Source organism: Hydrogenophaga sp. PAMC20947 (genome assembly GCF_004795855.1).
In the GTDB taxonomy this organism is placed as follows: Bacteria; Pseudomonadota; Gammaproteobacteria; order Burkholderiales; family Burkholderiaceae_C; genus Hydrogenophaga.
This window is the reverse complement of the sequence record NZ_CP039252.1, coordinates 1,007,672-1,018,462: the sequence shown is the minus strand read 5'-3', so window position 1 is coordinate 1,018,462 and position 10,791 is coordinate 1,007,672. Positions and strand designations below refer to the sequence as shown.

The window sequence follows — 10,791 nt, the reverse complement described above, 5'->3', positions numbered from 1 at the left end:
GTTCCGGAGTGGTTAAGCCAGCGCAGACCCGATCAGGGGCTGATAGCTGCCGCAAAAAAAGCGGAAAGCGACGATCAAGGCGCGCTGATCGCCGGCGCAGAAGCCGTGGCCGGCTCCCCTGGCAGCGCAACCGGGCGCTCTGCGAGCCGCGTTGCCATGCGCTCGATGTGGCTGAGGGAAATCAGATGGGCGTGGATCCAGCCCATGGCACCGTTGCGGCACAGGATCAGGGTCTTTTCGTCGTCCAGGGCGTTCAGCTTGTCCCGGTTCACGATGTAGAGGCCGTCCAGCACCTGCCTTTTGCCTCCCCGGTTGATTTCGATGACTTTCGGCTCAAGCAATCCGTATGCCGACAGCAGTTGGCCCAACTGCCTGGTGCGCTGCATTTCGGTGTGAAACAGCTTGAGAAAATCAACTGCACCTTGCAGCAACGCCGACTCCTTGCCCGATTTGTCGAACAGGGGCTCACCTTGCTCTTCACTCAGACCGGCGCAGGACTCGTCTACACACACCGTCAGATGGGTGTCGTCTTCATCGTTTTCCGCCAAAACAAAGGGGTAGCGTCGAGCGAATGCAGGCACATAAGTCCCCGTCTGCCATTGCCCATTGCTTTCGACGAACAGGTTTTCCCCGTCGCGCAGGCCGACCATCGCCGCCAAGGTGAATGGACCGTTTTCCTTGCCAATGAAAACGATCGGATAGTCTTTCGCCGCCTCGGCCATTTCGGTAGCGGCCAGCAGGACGGAATTGGTGTTTTTTGCAAATGACAAGTCACCTTGCTTGCGCTGAAGCTTCAAATTGCGGTGTCGCTCGCGGTTCAGGGCAACCGGCTTGTCATAAAAAATCATTGAACCCACAAGAACTCCCTGATGACCAGTTTGAAAGGTGATTGGCTTTGGCTTCGTGCGTCGTGGATGCGGTTGAAATCCATACATTTACTTCGCGCACAAGCTCTCACCAGCCTCATTGAAGTTACTAATACAAAGGTTCCATGTCTGTCCCCATTAGTGGGGACAGACCGCCAGCCAAACCGTGGCCCAACAAATGTGTGACACTTGGCCACGCTCTTCGCATCCTGCTAGGGACGGGTCTACTCCTGCAGCATGCCTACAACGATCAAAAGCTCTCCCATTCGCGTGGCCTTCGTGGAAGACGACGTGGACTTTCAACGGGTATTGCGCACCACCATCGACGCCGCGCCCGACATGACGCTGGTCTCTGCGTCCAGCACTCGGGCAGCAGGTTTGAAGGCGGTCAGCGACGGGCCGATGGATGTGCTGCTTGTTGACCTGGGGCTGCCTGACGGCTCAGGTATCGATGTCATTCGTGCAGCGCACGCCCGGTGGCCCAGTTGCGCCATCATGGTCAGCACCACCTTTGGCGATGAGATACATGTCATGCAGTCTCTGGAGGCGGGTGCGGCGGGCTACCTGCTCAAAGACAGTGCAGCCAAAAGCATGGTGGCCGAAATCCGGAGCCTGCACGCGGGTGGCAGCCCCATCAGTCCGCTGATTGCGCGGCAGATTCTGATGCGTTTTCGGTGGCAAGAACAAAATCCACCCGCACCGTCCCAGGTTCGATCAGAACGGACCCGTGCCATTTTGTCTGGCCGGGAGCAAGAGGTGCTGGAATTCATCACCAAAGGCTTCACCTCAGAAGAGATTGCCGGCTTGATGTCGATCTCGCGGCACACCGTCTTGACCTTTGTGCGGCGCATTTACAGAAAACTGGAGGTGAATTCCAAAACCGAGGCAATTTTCGAGGCGCGCAACCAAGGTCTGCTGGGTGCTTAAGGCTCTGTTGCGTTGCCTCAATCTGGGGCTATTTTTCCTGACACTTTGGCATCCCGCAGCGCTGGCCGAAGCCCCCTTGCATCTCACGACGGCAGAGATACTCGTGATTCAGGGCCATGGCTATGGTCTGCCACCCTATGAAGCCCCTATCGCGGAGCTGACCGGAACCTGGCAACCCGTTGCACTGCCCCATGCGTTGACACGGCAGCTGGTGCCCGAATCTGAACGGGGTAACGCATTGAACCCAGCAACCGTGGTGACCTGGTACCGGTTGCGGGTGCCGTTTTTGGCCCCCGCCGTCAGTCCACGCTACCTCTACATTCCACGCTGGAAAACCGACGGGCAACTCGCCGTGTATGGCGATAGCCGCTTGCTCTACAAATCGCACGCCAATATTTTCTGGAACGGCTGGAACATTCCCTTGCTTGTCGCTTTGGACAGCACGGCCGACGCCGTACCACCCAAAATGATCTTGCTGCGGGTCGAGAGTCCAAGAGACTCCGGTGGTGGCATTTCATCGGTGTGGCTGGGGGACAGTGACAGCCTCAATTGGCGCTACAGATTGCGCTATTTCATCCAAGTCCAATTGCCGTCTGCAAGCAGTGCCGCATTCCTGGCTGTTGGCCTGTTCTCATTGTTTGTATGGTTCAGGCTGCGTGCGGAAACAGAATATTTGCTTTTTTTCTGCATATCAGTGGCCTCGTTTCTGCGAACCCTGCATTTTTATGTGGGGGAAGACAAACTGGCCATTTCCGACGCTTGGTTCACCTGGGTCACGATCAACTCGCTCTACTGGATGTTGTTGACCACACACCTTTTCCTGAACTACCTGCACCGTCGGCCCTTGATCTGGCTGACCCCTACAGTCAGCGGTATCACGCTAGGCATCGGCGTCCTGACCTTGCCGGTCTTTGCGGAGTTCTTCAACGCCTATGCGCTTTCTCCATTGGTGTATGTCGCCCTGCTGCTGATGGGTTCCCTGGTTGGCGGTATCGGGTTCTACCAGTCCCATCAGGCGCACTCTCGCGACGGCACCTTGCTCAGCACTTGGGCTCTGGCTGGCATGGTGCTGGGTGGATACGATTGGTTGCTGCAAAACAATTACGTCGGCATTGAAAGCATTTACCTGGGCCCGTTCAGCAACATTGTGGCCTTTCTGCTCTTCATGCACATCATCTTTCGCCGCTACGTTGCGGCAAACGCTGAAGTCAAACAAGTGAATGCAAGCCTGCAGCTGCGCTTGCAAGAGCGCGAAGATGAGTTGCTGAAAAGCCACCAGCGACTGCGCGAAGTTGCTCACCGCCAAACGCTGAGCGACGAACGTCAACGCCTGACGCAGGACATGCACGATGGCATGGGCTCATCACTGCTCAGTGCACTTCTGGCGGTGGAAAGGGGTCAAATCGACGCTGCCGTGGTGGCCGAAGTGCTGAAGGATTGCATCGACGACCTGAAGCTGGCCATCGACTCGATGGAGCCCGTGCAGGCCGACTTGCTGCTTTTGCTGGCCACCCTTCGATTCCGGTTAGGGCCACGCCTGGAAAGCGCTGGCATTGTTTTGCGCTGGGAGATTGAAGACGTCCCGCCATTGGACTGGATTGACCCGAGAAACGCACTGCACATTCTTCGAATTCTGCAGGAGGCGTTTACCAACATCATCAAACACACTCACGCCACGGAGATCCGCGTCATCACCGCGGTCGAACACGACTGTGTTTTGGTCAGGATCATTGACAATGGCGCCGGCTTTTCGGTCGCGCAAGGGGCCAACAAACCCGGGAAAGGGCTTGGAAACCAGATTCGACGAGCCGAATCCATCGGGGCTGAAGTCCGCTGGATATCAAGCGATGCCGGCACCAATCTGACCTTGTATCTTCCTATAAAGCGACTCGGAATTGCTTGATCTCGGGGCCAAAGTCACGATCGATGCGAACGACTTGCCTTTGTCTTGACTGGCCTCCAGATTGGGGAGGTTGGCGAACGCAACCAACGGCTTCTGAATGCTTCGAACTTGGCGGTCAGAAAGCCGCCTTTTGTGGCCAACTCCTTTTGTGGGGGAACAGCCATTCGGTCCGACAAGCCGAAAGGCGGCACTTGGCCGAAAGCGCGAGTCGTCTGAGCCGCTGGTTGGACCGCCCACTGGGTTCCAAGCCCGAAGCTTGATATCCGACTTGTGGGTGCTGGACCGCTGACTGTTGCAGTCGGATGCCCCTTGCAGTTCTGGCGGATCGTGATTGTCTGGTGCAGCGTCTTCTGACCGATCGTACGTGCATCAGAATCCGCTCGGCCGGATGGAGGTGCGTTGATGGATCTGCTCGCTGGTCGCGAGCGTTGGCCCGACTCCACTGCCGGCGCGCCGACACTTGAACGACCGCGACGGATGACCCGACCAGAGCCTCCGTGCGGCCGCAGCCGCACTGAAGCGCTGCGGCGTCGCCGTGCTACGGCAGCTTGGCGAGGATTTTGTCCATATCGGCGGCTGCGTATGCGCGCATGGAGCGCGCACGCACGTTGCCTTGCATGGCCGTGGCGAGATTAAAAGCAGCAAGCGATGTCTCGTCCTCGGCCTCAAGCACACAAACCATGTCGCAATCGCCCATCGTCCAGAGCATTTCGCGAATGTTGACGCCGGACTTCTTCGCCGCCTCCTTTGCAGCGGCAGCACGCTTGGTTGTGTCTTTGATACCTTGAATACCCTTGTCCGTGAAACTCAGCAAGCCAATATAGGTGACCATGCTATTCCCCTCTTGAGACAAACAAGGGAGCCATGCGAAAAGACTCGAGCTGGCACGGCTCCCCGACGCTGCCCGAGATCACCCTCAGCGAACCGTTTTGAAGTCTGCGCGCACAGCCGCCGCCCAAGCGTGACGCTTTGCTGCGGCGACAGAATGAGCCGCGCTGAGTGATGAAAGGAATGATGCTACGCCGATCGCTGCAAAGCGCAAGGCAAGTCGCTCTGGAACACGCCCTGTCTAGAGGTCAAGTCGAGGCGGGTGGAGTCGCCGTCGAATCGGGCCAGCGGCGGCGGGGTTTTGAGCGACGTCCCTTGTCGACCACCAGCGGCCCTTCACCTTGCTTGGCTTTCGGACTGGTTTAGGCCTTGGATTCAACCGGTCACCCAACCGAGGCGAGCCAGGCAAGACAGCTGGAATTGCGGGTCACGCCAACGATGTGCTGGTGCACTCGACCAGTTGCGGTCCTTCCCTCGACCAGGCTGAGTGACCGCTCAGCAAGCCCCCCCCCCCCGGTCGGTCGCTGCTGGCTGCCTCCGAGAAACACAACCCCCCTGGCTGGGTCCGCTCCAGGCGGGTGAGTGCATGGCGTCAATGGCCGGCCGGCCAGGTCAGCGAACCCTGGAACCGCTCATGGTCTCCATCGCCAACTGCTCACAGCGCTGCGCGTCCAGCGGCTGGCCAGCCTGTCTGAAGCGGACTGCTGCCGCTGAAAACTGCCTCACCGCGTCAACGGCGTGTGGCGCCCGCGCAGCAGCAATATGGCCCCGCACCTCCTCATGTGCGGCGTGCCAAGCCGGCAGCCGCATGACCACATTGGCCAAATAGGCACACTGCTGCTCATGCTGGTCGGCCAGGTCCAGTTCACCTGCGCGCGCAGCAGCGATGGCCGCGGGCACGGCAAAGGTGATGCGGCAGCCGGGACAGGTTTCCAGCGGGCCGCGCACCGAAAGGCTGGCATCTTCCATCACGTACAACGCGGCAGCTGGATCGTCCTGGTGCAGGTTGATGCGGGTTCCGTAGATACGGTCCATCAGATGAAAGCCGATGTCGGTTTGCCGCGCCACATCGAGTGCTTCGTCGATCAGTGCTCTGGCCTCGCCGCGCTGACCTTCATGCAGCGCCACTTCGGCCAGGCGCTGCAGCGACAAGGCTTCGCCCACCGGACCGCCAATGGCCCGGTGCAAGCGCGCGCCTTCGCGCAGGTGCTCGCGTGCCGCAACCAGATCGCCCGACAACCACTCGGCCTCACCGCGCAGGGTGATTCCAAATGCATGACCACGCGCAGCGCCCAGGCGCTGGGCTTCGGTGGCCAGCGCATCGGCGAACTCGATCACCTCGGCATAGGGCCGGGCACCGTATAGAAAGCGCTGCGTGATGCACAAATGGCCATCAAAAACACGCAGAGCCAGGTGCGGCACGTGGCTGGTTTCCTGCAGATCGGCCCACACGCTGCGGTGCAGCTCGCCTCGCGCATGCGCAGCGGCAGCCTGCGCCCACGAAGCTATGACCAACGAGGCGGTGTCGCCCGACTCCAGCGCCAGACGGCGTGCCTCAGCGGCCTTGGCTGTGCCCATGGCCGGGTCGGCGGCACCAAGCGCGGCCGCACCCGCGTAGGCCAGGGCTTCGCTCAGGCGGCCGTCCACCGAGGTCGGCAACAAGCCTTGCAGCGCTTGCAGCGCGCCCTTGGGATCACCTTGTTTGACCTGCGCTAGAGCCGCCTTGGCAAGCAGGTTCTGGCTGTCGGGTTCACCGGCGGCTTGGGCGGCCAGCCGGTAGGCCGCCATGGCGGCCGGGTCGCCCGTGGCGTCCAGCGCTTCCGCGCGCAGGCGCAGGGCTTCGCAGTGCCCAGCCTCGAACGCCAGCACCGGAGCGAGGTGGCGCAGTGCATCGCTGAAGGCAGCAAGGCGCGCGGCATCGCGCGCGGCGGCCAGCAACCAAGGCAAGGCGTCACCCGGCCGGCCAGCTTCGATCCAGTGGCGGGCCACATAGGCCGGCACGGCGTCCATGTCGGCCAGTCGCACCGCGATCTCGCGGTGCATCTTCTCTCGGTGGTGGGGCGGCACCTGGTCGAGCAGCGCCTGGCGCACCAGTTCGTGGCGAAAACGGTAGTGGCCGCCTGCGAACACCAGGACCCCAGCTTGCAACGCGCGGTCGAGTGCGGCATGGGTGGGCACCTGTGCCAGCGTGGCCAGTGCCTCCACTGTTCGCACGCTCCATTCGCCGCCGCTCAATGCGAGCCAGCGCAACAACGCCAGCGCATCCGATGGCACGTCACACAGCCGATCGGTGATGGCCTCGGCGGCATTGCCGGGCAGGCGCTTGCTGTCGCCCAAGGTGCAACGGGCCAGTTCGATGGCTGCGAACGGGTTGCCTTCGGCAGCCTGCACAATGCGCGCCACCACAGCGTCGGGCAAGGGAGCGGCCAACACCAGGGTGACCAAGCGGCGGCACTCTTCAGCGTCCATCGGCGCCAGCTCCAGCGGGCGCAATACGCCGGCGCGCTGCAACCGTGCCACACCGCGGGCCAGCGCCGCAGTCGCCGCCATCGGTCGGGTGGCGATGAGCAGGCACAGCGGCCCACCCGCCATGGCCAGTTGCACCAGCACCTCGACATCGGCGTCGTCGATCAGGTGGGCATCGTCCACCTGCAACAGGATGTTGGTCTTGGGCGCAGCCGCAAGCAGCAGCCGCCGGATAGCGCCAACCACTTGATGACGCCCCAGCGGTCCCTGCGGTTCGTTGGCGGGAGAAGCCAGCGGACTGAGCAATGCCAACACGGCGCGTGCCGGTGCGCCGATGCGATCGAGCACGCTGCGGTCTTCGAGCATCACGCGTTCGGCGATAGCAGCCATGGCGCCATAGGCGCGGCCGGTCTCTGCCGCGTCCAGCCGCAAGACCGTCCAGCCTCTGCTGCGCGCCTGCGCGCCGATTTCGCCGCACAGGGCGCTCTTGCCGATGCCGGCCGGCCCCCGCAACACGACGCCACCGGGCCGCTGGTCAACCGGCATGCCGAGCCAGGCCGTGACCTGGCCGAGCACCTGCGAGCGCCCCACGAAGGGTGGCCCCACGGCCTGCAGGCCGGCCACGCAGCGTTCGTACAGCGCCTCGGTACGCGTGTCGGGCGTCACGCCCAGGGCATGTTGCAACGACTCACGCAGGCGGCTATACCAGCGCAAGGCGGCGGCGCGATTGCCCGCCTCCAGTTCGCGCTGCATCAAGGCCCGGTGCGAGGCTTCGTCGGTCGGCTCGTGCTGGGCCAGGCGCTCCCACTGAGCGCTGGCGCGCAGCAAATCCAGATAGAGCGCGCGCAGGCGTTCGCGGTGGGGCTCGGTCCAGGCCTCATAGCGCGCGCCGGGCAACAGATCGCCGCCGTATTCGCCGGCCACGTCCGAGCACTCGGCCGGATCACGGTGACGCAGGGCCCCCGAGGCACGGGCCTCGAAAGCATCGGTGTCGACCACCACCGGGCGTTCAGACCAGAGCAACAACTCACCGCTCTGCAGGGTGATGCCGTCGTGTCGGCCCAGCGCCTGGCGGGCATGGTGCATGGCCTTGCGCAAATTCGCGGCGCCAGCCTCGGGGTCCAGTTGTGGCCACAGGGCGTCGATGGCGAGATCGCGCAAGATCCGGTGACCGGGCTGCAGGCTGAGCAACTGGACCAGGTGCGTCGCGCGCAGGCTGGGCCAGCGATCCGCAGCGATGGCCTTGCCATCGACGGCCGCTTCGAATCGACCCAGCAGAGCGATGTCCAGCTGCGATGGCGGATCGCCGGCATCCAAACGGGGCAAAAGCGTTTCCATGTCAGCCAGTCTGAAGCAGTTGGGTGGTGTACGCAAGGGCCTTCAGCGTCAGGAACACTTGAGGAACGCTGCCTTGCCAAGATGCATTCAGCGGGTCAATTCCGGCCCGCCCAACGCATTTGGAGCACACCATGAACGCCAGACAAATGACCTTCCCCTTGCCCGGCAACGGTCCCGCCGTTTTGACTCTGCCACAACCGCTGGCGCCAGAGGCCCTGCTGGAACTCGAGCACTCGCTAACGGCCGCGCTGCGCAATCTGCAACGCGAGACCCGCGCCGAGGCACTTGAGCCAGGGCAAATCGAATACGCGTCGTGGCTGCAACGGCTGGCCGCCATGGCCCACTGACGCTTTTGTGATGCCCGCAACCCTCTTCGAACCCACCATCTATCCATCCAAGGAGCACGACATGAGCGAAACAACCACATCCACTGCATCCACCTTGTACGACCGTCTGGGGCGCCGCGAAGGCATCGCGCGCATCTCGCACGAGCTGATCAAGAACCACCTGGCCAACCCATTGGTCCAAACCCGCTTCGGGCAGATCAAAGACATGGATCAAACTGAGCGCAACGTGATTGACTTCTTCTGTGCCGGCTCGGGCGGGCCCAACAACTACGCCGGCAAGGACATGCTGAACACACACCGTGGCATGAACATCAGCGAGCAAGAGTTTGTCAGCGTGATCGACGACGCCATCGCGGCGCTGACCACGTGCGGTGTGGAGCCGCCCGTTCGCAACGAGGTGCTCGGCGTGCTCTGGTCGATGAAGGCCGAGGTGGTCCGGGTCTGAGCTTGCGCGGAATGGGAAAAGTCTCAACCGTCAATGCGTGGAGCGGGCTACCGCTGCAGAGCAAAGTTGGCTTTCTGCCTTCAGGGAGCCAACGTTTCTGGCCTGGGCTCTTGAATCCTTGGGAATGCACCGGATCGAAAGACCGCTGTCGCCGACCTTGACGATCGCGTGCCGACCCCAACCAGGCTCCGACCGCCCAGACAGTCAAGCGCAGAGCCGTCGTAGGCTGGTGCAACCGCTGCCGCCACACGAACCCGGCCTCGGCTGCACTTGCTGCGGCGGCGAGATCAGCAGTTGCACAGTGCCGTGGAACCAGGGTTCAGCACTTGCGCCACACGCTCGCCAGCCAGGGCTGTTGCTCGATCGGGAGGCCCGACGGTCGGTAGAAGTGATCCACTTCGTCGAAGCCGGCGGCCGTCACCAAGGCGCGCCAGGTTGGCCAGTCGTGAAATGCACCATAGCGCTCACCGTTCCAGCCCTCCTGACCATCGCCGCGCGGGTTGGAGCTGAACAGCACGCCGCCCGGGCGCAGGCAGGCCTGCAGTTGAAGCAGCACCTGCGGCAGCACTTGGCGGGGTACATGGAAGAGCACGGCATTGGCAAACACGCCGTCGTAGCGCTGCGCGGGCAGTTCGAGGTGCAGGAAGCTCTGCTCCAGCACCTCGCAGCCGCTGTGGAGGCGGGCCAGCGCCGCCGCGCTGGGCGCGCCCTCCAAGCCCACAGCGAGGTGGCCCAGCGCCTTGAAGGTGTGCAGGTCGCGTCCGGGCCCGCAGCCGAAATCGAGCAGGTCAAAGGGCGGTGGTCCGGGTATGTGCTTCAGCAGCGCCGCGATGTTCTGGCTGACATCGTGGTCGCGCGTGCCTTCCCAGTAGCTCTGGGCGTGCTGCTCGTAGTGCGCCAGGGTGCGCGCGGCGATGTGTTGCAGGTCTTCGGAAGTCAGTGACATGCCGCATCATTTCACACGGCACCGTTCTGATCCGAAACACCGGTTAATCCCCTCGATTTCCAGAGTCCGCAGAGGTGGAACAGATATGAACCGCCCCGCATTTGAACTGCCCCCCAGAAGTTGGACGAACTTCAAGATTCAATAAACCGGTGTTGCACTTGATGTTTGACTCTGCCAAGGTTGATATTGGCACGCGCTGAGTTCGAATACCAAAAGGGCCGCACTCACAGTGTTGAGAAGGCTTTTGAGCCAATTGCGCAAGCGAAAAGTGCGGCCTGGCCCAATGTATACGGATTCCCCACTAGGGCAAGATGTTGCCACCGATCCTGCGGGTCTCGCTCAGCTCATGCGACAGCCGCTACCGAGGAGTGACGGGCTGGTGTGGGTTGGAAGGGTCGGTTCAAGACCGCAAGAAACTTCTTGTTGATGTTTGCCACTTGAGACAGGAGGAGCTTCAGCCGTAGGCTCCAATTTTGGCGGATGGTCTGCGCAACTTTGGGGGTGTTTAGTGGGATGGGGTGTGGATTGATCCCTCAGTTCCTGCCAGCATCGAAGCCCCACCCGCCCGTTCGATTCAGGGCTCAAATAACCACTACAATGAGCGCATCCGTAGGTCCCTGGCTTGAGTCCAGGTCCGGGAGCCAACCACAGCGCAGCGAAAGCTGCAAAAAACAAAGGCCTTCTTCGGAAGGCCTTTGTCGTTTCCGGCTTTGTTTATTGCGCGC

8 protein-coding genes are annotated in these 10,791 nt (G+C 62.0%); 4 read left to right on the top strand and 4 right to left on the bottom strand.

From position 1 onward, the window contains the following. Nucleotides 1-74 precede the first annotated feature (74 nt). On the bottom strand, nt 75-770 hold the full coding sequence (locus tag E5678_RS04655) for a SapC family protein (protein ID WP_247596912.1): 696 nt from the start codon (nt 768-770) through the stop codon (nt 75-77). A gap of 333 nt (nt 771-1,103) precedes the next feature. Here E5678_RS04655 and E5678_RS04650 point away from each other — a divergent pair, with 333 nt between their 5' ends. Together E5678_RS04650 and E5678_RS04645 are read left to right on the top strand one after the other, a co-directional pair. After that, entirely contained in the window at nt 1,104-1,793 is a 690-nt protein-coding gene (locus tag E5678_RS04650) for a response regulator transcription factor (RefSeq protein WP_136177444.1), read from the top strand. Between the two features lie 466 nt (nt 1,794-2,259). Further along, a complete protein-coding gene (locus E5678_RS04645) occupies nt 2,260-3,696 on the top strand; it encodes an ATP-binding protein (protein WP_210731986.1) in 1,437 nt (478 codons plus the stop codon). A gap of 538 nt (nt 3,697-4,234) precedes the next feature. On the opposite strand, the gene E5678_RS04640 is transcribed toward E5678_RS04645, so the two are convergent. Together E5678_RS04640 and E5678_RS04635 are read right to left on the bottom strand one after the other, a co-directional pair. After that, nucleotides 4,235-4,528, bottom strand: a complete 294-nt coding sequence (locus E5678_RS04640) for a GYD domain-containing protein (protein ID WP_136177442.1) — start codon at nt 4,526-4,528, stop codon at nt 4,235-4,237. 608 nt (nt 4,529-5,136) lie between these two features. Then, nucleotides 5,137-8,328 (bottom strand): AAA family ATPase, encoded by a 3,192-nt coding sequence (locus tag E5678_RS04635; RefSeq protein WP_136177441.1) that lies wholly within the window; start codon nt 8,326-8,328, stop codon nt 5,137-5,139. Nucleotides 8,329-8,459: 131 nt separating this feature from the next. Here E5678_RS04635 and E5678_RS04630 point away from each other — a divergent pair, with 131 nt between their 5' ends. After that, nucleotides 8,460-8,675: a hypothetical protein gene (locus E5678_RS04630; RefSeq protein ID WP_136177440.1), complete on the top strand. Its 216-nt coding sequence runs from the start codon at nt 8,460-8,462 to the stop codon at nt 8,673-8,675. Nucleotides 8,676-8,736: 61 nt separating this feature from the next. Further along, nucleotides 8,737-9,120 carry a group 1 truncated hemoglobin gene (locus tag E5678_RS04625; RefSeq protein WP_136177439.1) on the top strand — a complete coding sequence of 128 codons (384 nt, stop codon included), beginning with the start codon at nt 8,737-8,739 and terminating at the stop codon, nt 9,118-9,120. Between the two features lie 319 nt (nt 9,121-9,439). Here the strand turns inward: E5678_RS04625 and E5678_RS04620 are convergent, their stop codons facing one another. After that, nucleotides 9,440-10,066 (bottom strand): class I SAM-dependent methyltransferase, encoded by a 627-nt coding sequence (locus tag E5678_RS04620; protein ID WP_136177438.1) that lies wholly within the window; start codon nt 10,064-10,066, stop codon nt 9,440-9,442. Nucleotides 10,067-10,791: the final 725 nt, after the last annotated feature.